General features: G+C 64.6%; 13 protein-coding genes. 7 read left to right on the top strand and 6 right to left on the bottom strand.

All coding sequences use genetic code 11. The annotated features are described in order from the left end of the window. Positions 1–330 precede the first annotated feature (330 nt). The 5 genes from ACDP63_RS02205 (at position 331) to ACDP63_RS02185 (ending at position 6856) form a co-directional block, all read left to right on the top strand. The gene (locus tag ACDP63_RS02205; RefSeq protein WP_409927669.1) at positions 331–1746 is read left to right on the top strand and encodes a DUF6212 domain-containing protein; all 1416 of its coding nucleotides are present in this window, start codon (positions 331–333) and stop codon (positions 1744–1746) included. 11 nt (positions 1747–1757) lie between these two features. Then, positions 1758–4385: a glycosyltransferase gene (locus ACDP63_RS02200; protein WP_409927668.1), complete on the top strand. Its 2628-nt coding sequence runs from the start codon at positions 1758–1760 to the stop codon at positions 4383–4385. A 47-nt stretch (positions 4386–4432) separates the two neighbouring features. Next, the gene (locus tag ACDP63_RS02195) at positions 4433–5542 is read left to right on the top strand and encodes a polysaccharide pyruvyl transferase family protein (RefSeq protein WP_409927667.1); all 1110 of its coding nucleotides are present in this window, start codon (positions 4433–4435) and stop codon (positions 5540–5542) included. Between the two features lie 97 nt (positions 5543–5639). After that, positions 5640–6224 (top strand): sulfotransferase family 2 domain-containing protein, encoded by a 585-nt coding sequence (locus tag ACDP63_RS02190; RefSeq protein WP_409927666.1) that lies wholly within the window; start codon positions 5640–5642, stop codon positions 6222–6224. A 32-nt stretch (positions 6225–6256) separates the two neighbouring features. Beyond that, positions 6257–6856, top strand: a complete 600-nt coding sequence (locus ACDP63_RS02185) for a sulfotransferase family 2 domain-containing protein (protein WP_409927665.1) — start codon at positions 6257–6259, stop codon at positions 6854–6856. A 51-nt stretch (positions 6857–6907) separates the two neighbouring features. Here the strand turns inward: ACDP63_RS02185 and ACDP63_RS02180 are convergent, their stop codons facing one another. Both ACDP63_RS02180 and ACDP63_RS02175 read right to left on the bottom strand, forming a co-directional pair. After that, positions 6908–8875 carry an FAD-dependent oxidoreductase gene (locus ACDP63_RS02180; protein ID WP_409927664.1) on the bottom strand — a complete coding sequence of 656 codons (1968 nt, stop codon included), beginning with the start codon at positions 8873–8875 and terminating at the stop codon, positions 6908–6910. Between the two features lie 54 nt (positions 8876–8929). Beyond that, the gene (locus tag ACDP63_RS02175; RefSeq protein ID WP_409927663.1) at positions 8930–10054 is read right to left on the bottom strand and encodes an ABC transporter substrate-binding protein; all 1125 of its coding nucleotides are present in this window, start codon (positions 10052–10054) and stop codon (positions 8930–8932) included. A gap of 292 nt (positions 10055–10346) precedes the next feature. Between ACDP63_RS02175 and ACDP63_RS02170 the strand changes: the two genes are divergently transcribed. Then, positions 10347–11531, top strand: coding sequence for an NAD(P)/FAD-dependent oxidoreductase (locus tag ACDP63_RS02170; RefSeq protein WP_024844807.1), 1185 nt, complete (start codon positions 10347–10349; stop codon positions 11529–11531). Between the two features lie 22 nt (positions 11532–11553). Here the strand turns inward: ACDP63_RS02170 and ACDP63_RS02165 are convergent, their stop codons facing one another. The 4 genes from ACDP63_RS02165 to ACDP63_RS02150 are packed head-to-tail and all read right to left on the bottom strand — an operon-like array spanning position 11554 to position 14784. Then, the gene (locus ACDP63_RS02165; protein ID WP_024844808.1) at positions 11554–12264 is read right to left on the bottom strand and encodes an ABC transporter ATP-binding protein; all 711 of its coding nucleotides are present in this window, start codon (positions 12262–12264) and stop codon (positions 11554–11556) included. A 2-nt stretch (positions 12265–12266) separates the two neighbouring features. Beyond that, on the bottom strand, positions 12267–13025 hold the full coding sequence (locus tag ACDP63_RS02160) for an ABC transporter ATP-binding protein (protein WP_024844809.1): 759 nt from the start codon (positions 13023–13025) through the stop codon (positions 12267–12269). Continuing rightward, a complete protein-coding gene (locus ACDP63_RS02155) occupies positions 13022–13894 on the bottom strand; it encodes a branched-chain amino acid ABC transporter permease (RefSeq protein WP_114669084.1) in 873 nt (290 codons plus the stop codon). Before ACDP63_RS02155 ends, ACDP63_RS02160 begins: the two co-directional genes overlap by 4 nt. Next, entirely contained in the window at positions 13894–14784 is an 891-nt protein-coding gene (locus tag ACDP63_RS02150) for a branched-chain amino acid ABC transporter permease (RefSeq protein ID WP_024844810.1), read from the bottom strand. Before ACDP63_RS02150 ends, ACDP63_RS02155 begins: the two co-directional genes overlap by 1 nt. 215 nt (positions 14785–14999) lie before the next feature. On the opposite strand from ACDP63_RS02150, the gene ACDP63_RS02145 reads away from it, so the two are divergent. Next, positions 15000–16130 carry an ABC transporter substrate-binding protein gene (locus ACDP63_RS02145; RefSeq protein ID WP_409927662.1) on the top strand — a complete coding sequence of 377 codons (1131 nt, stop codon included), beginning with the start codon at positions 15000–15002 and terminating at the stop codon, positions 16128–16130. Positions 16131–16171: the final 41 nt, after the last annotated feature.

Genomic DNA, 16171 nt, shown 5'->3' with positions numbered 1-16171 from the left:
GCAAAAGCCGGCGCAAACATGCCTGCCGGCGGTGATTCGCCGGGGGAATCGCGATGGGCGGGCCGGGCGCAGGCCAATCCGGCGGCAGCCCGCCGCCCGAATGAGCGGTTCTTTGCGCTTTGCCTGCCCCGGCGGCGCAGCAAGATGGCAAAACGCTTTGCAAGCCCGTCACAAAGCGGCCTTAATACAACCGGAAAGCATACCGCCCTGGCGATAGTTCGTGCCCGGTTGCCATTCGGGCTCAAATGTCGCAAGAACCGATGAGTTTAGTTTACTAAGTTGGCCTTTTGCCCCCTCCCCCCTCCTCATCCCACTGTGATCGCCATTCCCATGTCCAAACAATTTGCCTCCATTCTCGTGGCGCCCGAAGACTTTAACGGGGTTTCCGCGCTCTCGCTTCCGGTCTCCCTGATCGTCGCCTCCGGGACGCCGGACAATGTCGAATTCAACGACGACGGCGGGCAAGTCCTGCCGCTCGACCAGGTGGCCCTGCGGGTCATCGGCCGCCTGCCCCTGTCGGACAGCGGCAAGGGCCATCTGGCAAAGCTGGCCAGCCTGTGGCGCAGCAAGCTGGATGTCGATGCTCCGGCGGAAATCCCGCTGGAGATGGCCGATACCGCGGATGCGCGCGCCAAGGTGCTGGAATGGCTGGTCGTGCAGATGACCAAGGCCCAGCAGCAAGGCGCGCAGCGCTCGACCCGGTTCATGCGCGAACTGGGCCTGCTGCGCCAGCAGCACGAGGAGATCCAGGCCAGCTTCCAGAACCTCGAGCAGTTCGTCTATCGGCACGGACCGCAGCATCGCAAGCTGGAGACCACGCTGTCGCCGGTCTCGGGGCAATTGCCGATCACCCTGCGCAACGGCTCGCGGCTGGTGCAGCGGCTGCCGGGTTCCAGCGTCGGGCTGAGCGACATCGCGGTCCAGATCAGCAACGAGACGCCCCCGTCGGAAGGGGTGTTGAACGTCAGCCTGCTGAGCCCCGACACCAACGAAACCCTGGCGATCTGGGAAGTGCCGGCCGCGCGGCTGACCCAGGGCTGGCTGCGCTTTTCGCTGGACCGCGCGCTGGGGCCGGACACGATCAGCCTGATGCTGAACGTCGTCTATCAGGGCAGGGATACCATCCGGCTGGCCAGCGCGGTGCAGCATCCCGAGCCGCGTTTCCATCCCGAGGTCGACGGCCAGCCGGTCGAGACCCTGCCGGCCTTGCAGATCTGGCGCTGGATCGCCGGGGCAAGGGCGCCGGTCCCGGCGAACGCCTTTATCCAGGTCGGCGGCAAGAACCGCCTGCGCCGGGTCGAGCGGGACACGCTGGCGACCGCGATCAACCTGGAAACGCTGCACGATACCGTGCCGCTGTTCCAGTCCGGCGAGGCGCTGCTGGTCCATGTGCTGCCCGACCAGACCGCATGCGGTATCCTGGCGGGGCTGGCCCTGCCGGGCGTGCGGCAGGTGTTCGCCTCGCTCCTGACCCGCCATGCCGAGGCGCCGCCGGTCGAATACCAGCTGGCGCTGCTGCCGCAGGACCAGCGCCCGCACCAGCCCGGCCGCCTGCCGGTCTTCGACCCGGCCCTGAGTTCCGGCTGGATCAGGCTGCAGCCCGAGGAAGAGGGCCAGGCGCATGTTCTGCTGCCCGAATCGCTGGACAGGCCGCATGACCTCTATCTGATGACGCGCCTGCCGCGCGGGCATTCCAGCAACCATTACGGCTGGTCTACCTTCTCGAACATCTGCCTGCAGTTCTGAGGGGGAAGAGGATGCAACAGATTCTCCTGCGCCCCCAGGACGCGGACACGGTGCCGGTTCAGATGCCGCGGCTGGCGGTGGTCGTGCCGATCTTTCGCCATTCGGTGCTGCTGGCCGAGGCGATCGAAAGCGTCCTGGCCCAGCGGGCGGACTTCCCGATCCAGCTGGTCCTGGTCAACGACGGCTGCCCGCATCGCGAGACCGACCTGGTCTGCCGGGAATATGCGCTGAGCTATCCCGACCGGATCACCTACCTGCGCAAGCCCAATGGCGGGCTCAGCGATGCGCGCAACCATGGCATTCGTCATGCGCTGGCGACATGGGCTTCGGTCGAGGCGATCTACATGCTGGACGCCGACAACCGGCTGCGTCCCGACGCCATGGCCAATGCCATGGCGGCGCTGGCGCAGCATCCCGACGCCGGCTGGATCTATCCCAATATCGACATGTTCGGCCTCAGCTGGGCCGGGGATTACGGCGGCGACTATTCTCTGCTGATCCATACTGTGATGAACATCTGCGAGGCCGGCAGCCTGATCCGGCGCGAGGTCTTTGATGCCGGGGTCTATTTCGACACCTCGTTCAAATCCGGCTTCGAGGATTGGGATTTCTTCCTGACCGCCGCCGAGGCGGGCTTCCGCGGCCGCAACATCGACAATTTCGGCTTTCTCTATCGCAAGCGCGCCGAGAGCATGCTGGCCGATTCCGAGCGCGATGCCGAAGCGATCCGCAGCGAGATGCGCAAGAAGCACAAGCGCCTGTTCAGCCCGCGCGGGCTGCTGGAACTGGAGCAGAAAGAGGCGCCGCGCTATGCCATCTTCCTGACCGACCGCCACGAGGTGCTGCTGACGGTCGATCCCGACGCCCTCGACGGCCGCGTCCTGACCGTGGCCGAGTTCGAGCAGCAATGGTGGCGCACGCAGACCGACAACAGCCAGCATCACATGCCGCCGATCCTGGTGATGACGCATTCGTCGGTGCTGGAGCAACTGCGCCGCGGCCGCCTGCTGCATGGCGTGTTGTGGACGATGGAGCGCCGCCTGACCCAGCATTGCTTCGCTGCGTTGGAGATCGAGCCGCGTGAAGCCGACCGCATCGGCTGGAGCGAACAAGAAGCGCAGGGGTCGACGGAACTTCATGCTGCAATGGTGATGGTCCGCCCCGGCCTGTTCAACGAAGTCGTTCGTGACAGCTCGATTGCTTGGGTCGCTGGCTTGGCTGCGCGTCCATGCAATGTTCCAAGTACGGTGCTGCGCTTACAACTGCCGGACGCCTTGCTTGACGAGCGGGATGATTTTTACACCGCAGCCGCACATGATCTGGTGGCGCTGGCTGCACGTTACCAGGCTTCGCCCTTCCGGGATGCGCTGTCGCAGCAATGGGACTGGCGCGTTCCGGGAATTTCGTGGCGCTCCAGGACTCATGAGATCCCCCGCGCACCGACCAGATCAACAGCGGCTTATCCGCGTGTGGCGACTGATGGTCGTCATGTAGGCTTTGCCTTGCCGTTGGTTGAGTTCGGCGGCGTTGAACGCGTAGCGTTGAATGTCGCCAAGGCGATGAAGGCGGAAGGATGGATTCCCCACCTGTTCGTCCTTGATTCCAGTAGCTGCAATTTCAGCCAAGAATGGCGTGAAACTTTTGAAAGCGTGACCTTCTTGGCGGATCCCGATTTCAAGATCTGGGAACCCGCCTCGTCGTCCTATATCGGAACTGGTGTGCCAGACTGGTCTCGTTTCGGAAACCAAGGCGACGCAACGGCAATGTTCGCTTGGCTGGACCTGCTGATCAACTTCCACGGGGGCGCAATCTCCGGCGTAATGGGCCCGTTGAAGCGTTTGGGTGTGAAAACAGCCGTTTCACTTCATCTGAGCGATCTTAGCCCGTTCCGGCGCCATAATGGAAGTACCTATCTGGGATTGGCCTTTGAGCACGCTTATGATCTGATTCTGCCATGCTCCCACCAACTTGCCGACTGGTGCCATGCCATGGGGATGCCAGCGGATAAGATCATACCGCTTCCAAATGCCCCGAGCTTTGACCTTCCGGAAGGCGCGGAAGAGCGGATTGCGGACCGGCGTGCAAACCGGGCAGCCAATGCACCACTTCGCGTAATATACCTTGGCCGCCTAGATCATCAAAAAGGGGTGGAGCGGCTGGTCTCTATTGTAGAGATGGCGAAGGTCATGCGCTTGCCGTTAGAATGGCGATTGATCGGCAAGTCTGTCATGGCCGACATGTCGGTCGAGATCCCGCTAGACATCGGTAATATGCTGGAGCCCCCGTTGACCACGCCGGAGGGGCTTGCGGAAGCCTTCGAATGGGCAGATGTCTTCATCCTGCCCTCCTATTACGAAGGGCTGCCGCTGACGATCCTGGAGGCGATGCGTTCGGGGGTGATCCCCATCGCGACGGATGCAGGGGCCGTGACCGAGGTCTTGCTTCCTTGGGAGAACGGCGTGGTGCTGTCGCAGGACGAGACCGTTGCCGAGGCGCTTTCCGCGCTGGCCCGGCTGGCCGCAGATCCTGACCTGGTCCTGCGCCTGTCCGCGCGCGCCCGGGCGGATATGGAGGGGCGGGATTGGGGGAGCATGATCCGACCCTTTGCCGGACGGCTCGATCAGCTGCTAAGCCGCTAAGCCGGTCTTCTCGCGTCTTGAAAAACCAAATAGGAAATGTTCAACACATGAAAACAGCTCTTGTCCATTTCAACCATTCGTCCGATAAGAATCTGACGACTTGGGCGGACATGCGGACTTCGAAGTGGAAGCCCAATTATGGCGACATGCTGGTTTGTGCGGCCATTCTGCGCGAGGTTGCCCTAGGAGACACCGTTCGCCTGAGCTTCGGCAACTTGCTGACGCAGTCGGTTGATAGGGCCTTGATCCGCGGTTCGACCTATTTGCATAATAATATGGATTTCGATGCCGTCAACAAGACGCTGGACAGCATTGACGCGCCTCTGGCGATCGTCGGATTGGGGGCGCAAAATCCGACGCAGGATGTCACGTTCCTAGACCAGAACGAGGGAGCCAAAGGTTTCGTCGCCCGTCTGAACGAGCGTTCCAAGAGCATTTCGGTCAGGGGCGATTTCACCGCCGCGGTTCTGGATCGGCTGGGCGCATCCAACATCCGGGTAACAGGCTGTCCTTCGCTTTTCTATACGTTGAAATGTCCGCAGATTTCCCTTCCAGAACGCCTGTCGACTAAGAAATGCGCCTTGGGTGTATCGCTTCACAGCGGGCTGTCAGACAATATCTTCTGCGTTGCCCCCAAGGAGGCGCGACGCGCCCATGTCGATGCGATTCTGTATGGGATTGGCGAATGCGCCAAGCTGTCGTTGTTCGAGCAGGGCGTGATGACCGAATTTAAGGTCGCGGATGAAAAACTGCCGATGATCGAGCGCATGGAGGCCGCCAGTGCCGTGATCAAGAACATCGCCGGCGAAAAGGAACTGGCGCCGCAGGATCTTGTCCGCCACATGGTCAGCGTCAAGAGCATAGAGGAATGGCTTTCCCTTGCTGCCGAACTGGATGCAATCATTGGCTTCCGTTTCCATGGGAACATGGTGGCCCTGTTGCAGGGTAAACCCTGTTATTATCTGGTCTATGATTCGCGCATCACAGAATTCTGCGATCTCTATAAACTGCCCTATCAGGATGTGCGGGACGGTTGGAAGGATCCGGTGAAGATCATGATCGAGCACGACTGGGACGCGGCAAATACGGCCATCCAAGTATGCCATGCCGAGTTGAAGGAATTCTATCAGGAGAACGGTTACAATACTGTAATCTAATGAATGGCCCGATGCCTGGTGAAAATGGAGTAAGACTGATAATGGCTATTATTGTTGACAAGATCAAGGTTGCATATATTCCTTCTCCAAAGGTGGCTTGCACCTCTTTGAAGGCGATGTTTTACCGTATCGAAATGAGCATGATTTCGTTCCGACCATTCGAAATAGCGTAAAATTTCATATTCACGGATATTATCCGACGGTTCCGTTTAGGAAAAATATTCAGGAGAGGATCAGGGATCACCATGTGATTTGCGTTGTACGCGACCCTGTCAGGAGGTTTGTTTCATGTTATTCCAACCGAGTATGTTTCCACAAGGAACTCAGCGAAAAGAGGCTTTCTTCTGAAGCAATAATCGCCGGGGCCATGCCGAATCCCAGTTTGGAGGATTTTGTAGAGAGATTGGAAATCTATCGTCATTATTCTCCTTCGATTGCTCATCACACCGATCCGCAGGCGACTTTCCTTGGGGAAAATTCTAAGATATATTCGCGGATATACCAAATGGATGAGCTGGATAACTTGCGGCAAGACCTTAGCGAACGCGCCAATATGCCTTTGGATTTGCCTCATGCGCAGAACGGGGGGCCGAAGATACCCGTCGAAGCTTTATCCGCAAATGCTTCGGAGAAAATTAAGGCTTTTTACCAAAAAGACTATCAATGTTACGAATTCCAATAATAGTTGCGTGATAGGATTGCGGGATATTTCATATGCCCTTCATCCAGCATAACGGCAAGCGTATCCTCTTCATCCATATCCCGAAGGCGGGGGGCACCTCGGTCGAGAGCTGGATGAAGGGCATCGCCCCCCTGCGGCTGTTTTCCATGGGCATTCCCCATGCCAGCCGCTGCACGCCGCAGCATTATCGCGCGCAGGATATCGAGGCGCTGCTGGGCGAGGGCTTCTTCGACTACGCCTTTACCATCGTGCGCAACCCCTATCACCGGATCGAAAGCGAATACCGGATGCGGGCACAGCTGGCCAAGGACAGTTTCTGGAAGGGCCTGCCCGCCTTTTCGCCCTGGATCGAGGAAAACCTGGACCAGCAGCGCCGCGCCAAGTTCCACCTCGACAACCACCTGCGCCCGCAATGGGAATTCCTCGGCAAGGATGTCGAGGTCTTCAAGCTCGAGGACGGGCTCTCCAGCCCCCTGGCGGCCGTGGCCGAGCGGCTGGGCGTGACCCCGTCCCAGCAGAACCCCCACGAATTGCGCTCGGATCCGCTGGAGATCGAATGGAGCCCCGCCGACCGCATCCGCGTGCGCGACCATTACGCCCGCGATTTCGAAACCTTCGGCTACCAGCCCTAGGCCCGGCAGACATGCCGGGCGGCCGCGAACCCCTCGCGGCCGCCGCGTTCCTTACAACCGCGAGGCGATCTCATAGGCTTCCCGCGTCGCCGCAAGGATGCGGTCCGGCACATAGGCGTCGCCCAGAAGCAGGGGCGCGATGATCCCCTGCGCCTGCAAGGCCTCGGCCAGCGCGGTCTCGGGCTCGGCCCCGCAGGCAAGCACCACGCTGTCGAAACCCTCATGCAGCGCCTCGGCGCCGGAATAGACATTGCGCGTCGCCACGCGGCCGGGCGCGATGGCGGTGACGCGCTCCATGACGCGCAGCTCGGCGCCGGCGGCGGTCAGCCGGGCCATGATCGCGCCGATGGAATATTTCCCCACCAGCGGCGCGACCGCCGGCGTCTGATACAGCAGCCGGACATGCACGCCGCGCTCGACCAGCGCCGAGGCCACGGTCAGGGGCTGCATGTGATCCTCGCGGGCGACGACCAGCGCGCGGCGGCCGACCTGCGCCCGCCCCGCCAGCAGGTCGCGACCCTCGATCACGAAAGGCAGTTCGGCGCCCGGAACGGCATGGCGGCGCGGGCGCGAGCCGGTGGCCAGCAGCAGCACGTCGGGCGAAAGCGCCGTGATCGCCTGCGGGTTGGCCTCGGTTCCCAGGCGGATGTCCACACCGGCGGCGCGCAGCCGGTCGTGCTGGCGGTCGATATAGGCCAGGAATTGCCGGTTCTCGGGCACGGCAGCGGCCAGCCGCATCTGCCCGCCCGGCGCTTCCTCCCGCTCCAGCAGCACCACCGCGTGACCGCGTTCGGCGGCGACCGCGGCGGCCTCCATCCCGGCCGGGCCGGCGCCGACGACGATGATCCGGCGCGGCTGGGCGGCGCGGGCGAGGGGCGGGTCGGCCTCGCGACCCGCGCGGGGATTGACCGCGCAGCCGAAGGGCAGCTTCTCGACCGAGACCGCGTGCAGGCAGTCGTTGCAGCCGATGCAGGGCACGATCTGCGCGCTGCGGCCCTGGCGCGCCTTGGCGACGAAGGCGGGGTCGGCGAAAAAGCCGCGCGCGACGCCCACCACGTCGGCATGGCCGCGGGCCAGCACGGCCTCGGCCGCCTCGGGGGAATCGACGCGGCCGCTATAGACCACGGGCACGGACAGGGCGGCGCGATAGCGGCCGGCCATCTCGGACCATTGCGCGACGCCGTAGAGATGCGGCTGGATATAGCTGGGCGCGCCCCAGTTGTTGCCGATGACGCCGTGGAAGAAGTCGATATGCCCGGTCGCCTCGACGGCGCGGGCGATGGCGATGCCCTCGTCCAGATCGTAGCCGCCTTCGAAAAGCTCGTGCATGTTAAAGCGGATGCCGAGGGTCAGATCCCGCCCCACCTCGGCGCGGATGGCGGCAAGCACGTCGGTCAGCAGTTTCAGCCGGCCTTCGGCGCTGCCGCCGTATTCGTCCTGCCGGTGGTTGGTTGCGGGTGACAGGAACAGTTGCAGCACGTCCTCGTGATTGGCGTGCAGTTCGATCCCGTCCAGCCCGCAATCGCGCACGGTGCGGGCGACCAGGACGTAATCCTCGATCATGCGGGCGATCTCGGGGCCGGTCAGGGTGTGGGTGCCGGCATTGTTGGTGTAATTGGCCAGCACGCCCGAGGCGGAATGCGGCATGGCGCCCTGGTTGATGACCTGCGCCGTCACCACGGCGCCATGGGCGTGGATGTCCTGGGCCAGGCGCGCCATGCGGTCGCGATACTGCGGGTTGTGGACGCTGCCGCGCAGGGTCGCGCCCAGTCCCGAGGGCGCATAGCCGCGCGGCACCATGCGGTTGTCGATGAAGGTATTGACGCCGTCGACCCAGCAAAGGCCGTTGCGGACCCGTTCGAGCCAATAGCCGGAAAAGCGCTCGGCCTCTTTCGGCGAGGCCAGCGGATCGGCGATGATGCGGCCATGCGGCGGCGCCATGATCCGGTTGGAAAGCTGTATGCCCCCGATGCGAAGGGGGCGGAAGATATGCGGGAAATGCTGGGGCTCGGCCACCATCGCGATCACTCCATCTGGGTGGGGCGCGGCTGTCTTGCCGCGCCCTGCCGGGGGTCATTCGGTATAAAGCACGGCGGTGCCGTTCCTGATCTGCACCACGTTGCTGCCACTGACCGGCGAGCGGTCGTCGACATAGCTGTAGGAGCCGCTGCCGATCACCGAGGCCACGTCCCTGGTCGCGCTCAGCGCATCGCGGATGGCGTCGCGTCCGCTTTCGGGTCCGGCGGCCTTCATCGCCTCGATGGCCACGCGGCCGATGGTATAGCCAAGCGCCGCCCAATTGTCCGGCGCCCGGCCGGCATGGGCCTGGAAGTTCTGCGCGAAGGCGACCGAGAAGTCGTTGAACCCGCCCGGCACCCAGTCGGACAGCATGTAGACGCCCTCGGTCGCGCCGCCGCCGGTCTGGGTGAACTCGGGCGAGGAAAAGGTGTTCATGCCAAAGATCTCGACCTTCTCGTCTAGACCGGCTTCGCGAAGCTGGCGCACGATATTGCCGCCCTGAGCCGCCATGGCCGAGATGAACAGGCAGTCGATGTCCTGCCCGGCGATCTTGGTCGCCAGGGTCGAGAAGTCGATGTCCGAGGAGGACACCGATTCGCTGGACAGGACGGCGACGCCCTTTTCGCGGACCAGATCCTCGAAGGCCGCGCGCAGGGCGACATAGACCTCGATCTCCTTGATCGAGACGGTCGAGCATCTTTCGACCTTGCGGGTGTCGGCGGCGAAATCGGCTAGGTAGGACATCATCTGCCGCGGCGGTTGCGTGCTGATGAAGCCCCAGGGTCCGGCGGCGGGGATGTCCAGGTTGTTGGTCAGGGTGACGATGGGCAGTTCCAGCCGGTTGCCCAGCTCGGCCCCGGCGATGGCGACGGCGCCGCTGGTCGGGCCCAGGATCATCCTGACCTCCGGGGCGTTGGCGTGGCGGGTGATCAGGGTCAACGCCTGGGTGCGGTCCGAGGCATCGTCCTCGACCAGGACGCGGACGGACTTGCCGGCGCCGAACTCGGCCTTTTCGTTCGCCTCGGCAAAGGCCATGGCCATGCCCTCGGACACGCCGGCGCCCATGAAGGCGGCCGGGCCGGTCAGGGACTGCATGATGACCACGGTCGGCTGCTCGGCAATTGCCGGCGTCGCAAGCGCAATCAGGGCCGCGCCGGCGGCGGCGATCATTCGTTTCATCGATTCCTCCCTTGTATTTTTTGGCACATTTATGATATTTATTTCACCAGTCAAATATATTTTTAATTTGGGTGCGCCTGAGGGCATACGGGGCTTTTCCCCGCGCGGGCTACACCGTGCGGTTAGATTTCCCGTGTTTGTCAGGCAGCAGCCTGGAATCTTGGCGCAGAATTGCATACATAAACTGCTATTTAGTATTTTTATCTTGAGATGCTCTCGCGGATCGGTTCTTGTCGGCGAAGATGCTTTCCCGGCGCGGCCCGCCGGGATCGCCTTTTCCAGCGGAGGCCCCATGCAGCGAAGCCATCACCATGCAGTCGTCATCGTCGGGGCGGGGCAGGCCGCCTGCCAGTTGGCGATCAGCCTGCGGCAGAAGGACTATCCCGGTCCCATCGTCCTTGTGGGGGACGAGCCGTTCCTGCCCTACAGCCGCCCGCCGCTGTCCAAGACCTATTTCAACGAGGGCGAGCCCCAGCGCCTGCTGCTGCGCAAGGCCGAGTTCTATGAGATGAACGACATCGCCGTGCTGACCTCCAGCCGGGTGGAAAGGATCGAGCGCGCCCGACAGGCCGTCGTCCTGTCGGACGGCCGGCGACTGGGCTATGGGCACCTGGTTCTGGCCACCGGCGCCCGCAACCGGCTTCCCCCTATCGAGGGTGCGGACCTGCCGGGGGTGGTGGCGCTGCGCGGCCTGGACGATGCCGACCGGATGCGCGGCCTGGCCGCCACCGCGCGGCATGTGGTGATCGTCGGCGGCGGCTTCATCGGGCTCGAGGCGGCGGCGGCGTTCGGTGCCGCCGGGCTGCGGGTCACGCTGCTTGAGGCGGCCGGGCGGTTGATGGCGCGGGCGGTTTCGCCGGCGGTATCGGACCATTTCCTGCGCGCGCATCGCGATGCGGGGGTCGAGATCCACCTGGACGTCGCGGTCCGGCGCATCCTGGCGCGGCCGGACGGTGCCGCCGGCGCGGTGGAGCTGGCGGATGGCCGGACGATTGCCGCGGATGCGGTGCTGATGGCGACCGGGGTGGTGCCCAATGCGGAGCTGGCGCGCGAGGCCGGGCTTGCGGTGGAAAACGGCATCCTCGCCGATTGCTTCCTGGCGACCGCGGACCCGGCCATCTCGGCGATCGGCGATTGCGCCGCCGTGGCGCAGGGGCCGGGCGGGCCGCATCTGCGGCTGGAATCGGTGCAGGCCGCCGTGGATCAGGCGAAATGCCTGGCCGAGCGGCTGGCGGGCCAGCCCGTGCCCTTTGCCAGGACGCCCTGGTTCTGGAGCGACCAGGGTCCGCACAAGCTGCAAATCGCCGGATTGCGCGATGGCGCCGACCGGACCGAGGTCGAGCCCTCGTCCGATCCGACGCGGCTCCTGGTGCGCAGCTATCGCGGCGAAAGGCTGGTCTGCGTCGAGACGGTGAACCTGCCGGCCGAACACATGCGCGCGCGCCGGGCGCTGGAAACCGAAACCGCCGCCGCATAGGGCACCGGAAGGGCAGGGCGGGTCAATGCCCGCCGGTGCCCAGGTAATGCGCGATCACGCCGTCGTCCTGTGCCAGCCTGCGGCTGGGCCCCTGGGTCACGACACGGCCCTGTTCGATAACATAGGCGCGGTCCGAGACCTGCAGGGCCTTGCGCGCGTTCTGCTCTACCAGCAGGATCGTCATGCCGTCGCGGCGCAGCTGCGCCAGCGCCTCGAAGACCTGCTGCACGATGACCGGGGCAAGCCCCAGGCTGGGCTCGTCCAGAAGCAGCAGGCGCGGCCCGCCCATCAGCGCACGGCCGATGGCCAGCATCTGCTGCTGGCCCCCCGAAAGCGAGCCGGCCAGCTGCTCCTGCCGTTCCCGCAAGATCGGGAACAGCCGGAACACCGCCTCGATGTCATGGGTCGGCCGGCGGCCGTGCAGGGCATTGGCGCCGACCTGCAGGTTCTCCAGCACCGACATGTCGGGCAGCACCTGCCGCCCCTCGGGCGATTGCAGGATGCCCCTGCGCGCGATGGCCCAGGCGGGCTTGCGCGCCAGCTCGACCCCCTCGACCCGGATCTGGCCGGCGCCGGGCTGGACGATGCCGCTGATGCAGTTCAGCAGCGTCGATTTCCCGGCGCCGTTCGGCCCGATCAGCGCCACCATCTCGCCCTCGGCGACGTTCAGCGAAACGCCGGCCAGCGCGCGGATGCCGCTGTAGGAGGCATGGAGGTCCGTCACCGTCAGCAGCATCATTCCTCTCCCAGATAGGCGGTGATGACGGCGGGGTCGGCGACCACCTCGCGGGGCTTGCCCTCGGCGATCAGCCGGCCGCCGTCCAGCACATAGACATGGTCGCAAAGCTCCTGCACGAAGCGCATGTTGTGTTCGATCAGCAGGATCGCCTTGCCCTCGTCGGCAAGCTCGCGAAAGATCCGGCCCAGTTGCAGCGCCTCGACATCGTTCATGCCGGCGACCGGCTCGTCCAGCAGGATCAACTCGGGATCGGTGGCCAGCGCCCGCATCATTTCGACCTTGCGCTGGTGGCCATAGGCCAGGCTGCCCGCGGGGCTGTCCGCATGCCCGGCCATGCCGAACCGCCCGAGCAGCGCCATCGCCCTTTGCCGCAGCAGCGCATCCTCGCGCCGCGACGAGGGCAGGCCCAGGATCGCCGCGATCAGCGAGCAGGTCTCGTGCCGGTGAAAGCCGACCATGACATTGGCCAGCACGCTGGCCTCTTTCTGCAGGCGGATGTTCTGGAAGGTGCGGCCCATGCCGGCGCGCGCCACCTTGTCGGCCGGCTCGGCCGAGATGTCGCGGTCGCCGAACAGCACCTTGCCCGAACTGAGCGACAGCATGCCGGTGATCAGGTTGATCAGCGTGGTCTTGCCGGCCCCGTTCGGCCCGATCAGCCCGGTGATCCGCCCCGCCGGCACCCGCATGCTGACATCCTTCGCGGCGATGACGCCGCCGAAATTCTTGTGGACATGCTCAAGGACAAGATCGGTCATCCCTTCACCTCTGCCTGGCGGACCTCGGGGGTGGCGGCGCGGCTGCGGCGGCGGGCGACCAGCGTGTCGACGATGCCGCGCGGCATGAAGTTCATCACCGCCATCAGGATCAGGCCATAGATCATGATCCGCGCATCGGCGAGCGGACGCGAGATCTCGGGCAGCGCAATCAGCAGGGCGACGCCCACCAGCGGCCCCCAGATGCTGCGCCGGCCGCCCAGCACGACATAGGACAGCACGACGATGATCAGGTGAAAGCCGAACTGGTTCGGCTCGACCGCATAGGAATGCAGCGCCTCGAGACTGCCGAAAAGCCCGGCGAGCAGGCCCGAGATCATATAGGCGACGGCCTGGGTGCGCGCGGCGTTGATGCCCAGCGACACCGCCATGCCCTCGTCCTCGCGCACGGCGTCGAAGGCCCGGCCCAGCCGCGAGCGCGAGATCGCCAGCATCACGTAGATCGTCGCCAAGGCACAGACCAGCAGCGTCCCGGTGCCGACCAGCTTGGGGATGCCGGAAAAGCCCATGGCGCCGCCGGTGATGTTCTCGGCGTAAAGATTGGCCGACAGCACGATCTGCACGAAGGCGAGCGAGGCGATGGCCTGGTAGACCCCGCGCAGCCGCGCCAGCGGGATCGCCAGCAGCGCGCCGAAGGCCAGCCCGGCAAAGGTGCCGGCCAGCAGCGTCACCGGCAGCGGCAGGCCGTAATTCACCGTCAGGATGGCCGCGGTATAGGCGCCGATGGCCGACAGGCCGACATTGCCGATGGAAAAGGCGCCGGCGCGCAGCACGATATATTGCGAATAGGCAAAGCCCAGGTGGATCAGGAACAGGTCGAACAGCGGACGAAAGCTCAGCAGCATGTCCATCAGCGCCGCCCCCTCAGCACGCCGGCCTCGTCCTGCCCGAAAAGGCCGTTGGGGCGCAGCAGCAGCACCGCAAAGAGCAGGCCGAAGATGATGATGTCGGACAGCCGCGACGACAGATAGGCGACGCTCAGCGTTTGCAGCACCCCGAAGCCCAGCGAGGCGACCAGCGCCCCCGCGACCGAACCCAGCCCGCCCAGGATCACCACGACGAAGCCGCGCAGCAGGAACGGGTCGCCCATCATGAAATGGATCGAGTTGAAGGCCAGCCCGACCAGCACCCCCGCCGCCCCTGCCAGCATGCCCGACAGCATGAAGGTCTGGAAATAGATGACGCTGGGCCGGATGCCTGCCAGCAGCGCCGCGCGCTCGTTCTGCGCCACGGCGCGGACCTGGCGGCCAAAGCCGGTCCGGTAGAGATACCAGGAAAGCCCCGCTACCAGCAGGATCGCCAGCACCGCCATGGCCAGCTGCAGCGCCGAGACCCGCAGCCCCCAGAGCTTGAAGATCACCACCGGGAAAGTGTCGAAGGGAAAGCGCAGCACCTGGGTCTTGGACAGGATCTGCGCGATGGAGACCAGCACCAGGTTCGCGCCGATCGAGGAGATCAGGGCGCTGAACTCGACCTCGCCGCTTTGGCGCAGGCGGCGAAAGGCCGTGACCTCGATGATGACCGAGACGAGACCGGCGCCGACCATCGCCAGGATGAAGGCCAGCCACAGGGGCAGCCCGGCCTGGACCGAGTAAAGGCCGATGAAGGCCCCGGTCATGAAGATCCCGCCATGGGCCAGGTTCATGATCTTGTGGATGCCGAAGATCAGCGTGAAGCCAAGCGCGAACAGCGCATAGACCCCGCCGATCACCAGGCCGTTGACGAGTTGTTGCAGGAACACGAGCCTCTCCCTTCCCGGTCGGGGTTCTGCGGATTCTCCCGATCCATAATTCATAGACACATATTTTTGTATACAACAACTATAAATTTGTGTTCTTTTGCTGGCAGGCACGAATCAACCACTGCCCGCCGCTTCCCCGGTGCGGCCGTGTCGGGCGCCGGTTTCAACAGGGGCAGCCGGATCACGACGCCGGGCGCCCCAGGGAGGGAGAACGAATGTCACCGAGAATCCTGATGGGCACCGCGCTTGCCGTCTCTGCCGCCTTCGCGCCGATGGCCATGGCCAAGGAGGTCAAGGTGGCGATCATCCAGTCGCTGACCGGCAGCCCGGCCTTCATCGGCCGCGGCATCGCCGATGGCGCGGTCATGGCCATCGAGGAAATCAACGCCAAGGGCCTGGCGGGCGAGGGGGTCACGATCCGGTATACGCTGGACGACGACGCCGGCGACCGTGGTCAGGCGCTGGGTCTGATCGGCCGGCGCGCCGCCGATTCGGAAACCATCGCCATCATCGGCCCGACCACCGGCGCCATCGCCCCGGCGGCTGCGGCCGCGGCCAACGATCTGGGCATCCTGGCCTATATGCAGTCGAACAACGATGCCGTGCCGCTGGCCGGGCCCTGGTCCTTCCCGTTTTCGCAGCCGGCCGGGATCGCCACGCCGCCGATCGCCGATTATGCGGCCGAGAGGCGCGGCGTGCAGAATTGCGCGGTCATCACCGTTCTGGACAACGAAGCCTATGTCGCCATGGCGAATGTGTTCATGGAGCGGGTCAGGGAGCATGGGGTGAAGGCGCAGCTCGATGGGGTCAAGCTGTCCGACATCGACTTTTCGGCGCTGGCGGTGAAGGTGGCGCAAAGCGATGCCGATTGCCTGTTCATCGCCACCCCGGCCGCGCTTGGCGCCAATGTCATCATGCAGTTCAAGCAGGCGGGCCTTGACCCCGAGGTGCAGATCTTCGGCCTGCAATCGCTGGCCTCGCCCGAGTTCCTCAACACCGGCGGCAGCGCGGTCGAGGGCGTGACCGTGATCGGCGAATGGACGCCGGGCGGCTTCGACGAGCCTTCCCGCGCCTTTGCCGAAGCCTACAAGACCAGGCACGGGGTCGAGGCCGACAACTGGGTGCCGCAGGGCTATTCGACGATGATGGTCTTTGCCGATGCGCTGCGCCGCGCCGGTCCGGATGCGACGCGCGAGGAGCTGCGCGATGCCCTGGCCGGCATCAAGGACGTGCCGGTGATCGTGGGGCAGGGCGTCTACAATTTCACCCCGGAACGGGCCGCGACCTTCGGCATGGGCATCCTGACCGTCAAGGACGGCAGCTTCGTGCGTCCCGAGGATCTGTAAGGCACCGCAGGCGCGCGCCCAGGCAAGGGCGCGCCGCTGCG

This window comes from Paracoccus sp. P2 (assembly GCF_046335115.1).
Classification (GTDB): Bacteria; Pseudomonadota; Alphaproteobacteria; order Rhodobacterales; family Rhodobacteraceae; genus Paracoccus; species Paracoccus pantotrophus.
Note: the sequence above shows the minus strand (reverse complement) of the source record. Positions and strands in the feature narration are given on the sequence as shown.

Coding starts and splice junctions, on each gene's coding strand:
- ACDP63_RS02195 (WP_409927667.1), top strand. CDS start 4,433: ATGAAAACAGCTCTTGTCCATTTCAACCATTCGTCCGATAAGAATCTG.
- ACDP63_RS02185 (WP_409927665.1), top strand. CDS start 6,257: ATGCCCTTCATCCAGCATAACGGCAAGCGTATCCTCTTCATCCATATC.
- ACDP63_RS02200 (WP_409927668.1), top strand. CDS start 1,758: ATGCAACAGATTCTCCTGCGCCCCCAGGACGCGGACACGGTGCCGGTT.
- ACDP63_RS02205 (WP_409927669.1), top strand. CDS start 331: ATGTCCAAACAATTTGCCTCCATTCTCGTGGCGCCCGAAGACTTTAAC.
- ACDP63_RS02145 (WP_409927662.1), top strand. CDS start 15,000: ATGTCACCGAGAATCCTGATGGGCACCGCGCTTGCCGTCTCTGCCGCC.
- ACDP63_RS02170 (WP_024844807.1), top strand. CDS start 10,347: ATGCAGCGAAGCCATCACCATGCAGTCGTCATCGTCGGGGCGGGGCAG.
- ACDP63_RS02180 (WP_409927664.1), bottom strand. CDS start 8,875: ATGGTGGCCGAGCCCCAGCATTTCCCGCATATCTTCCGCCCCCTTCGC.
- ACDP63_RS02155 (WP_114669084.1), bottom strand. CDS start 13,894: ATGGACATGCTGCTGAGCTTTCGTCCGCTGTTCGACCTGTTCCTGATC.
- ACDP63_RS02175 (WP_409927663.1), bottom strand. CDS start 10,054: ATGAAACGAATGATCGCCGCCGCCGGCGCGGCCCTGATTGCGCTTGCG.
- ACDP63_RS02160 (WP_024844809.1), bottom strand. CDS start 13,025: ATGACCGATCTTGTCCTTGAGCATGTCCACAAGAATTTCGGCGGCGTC.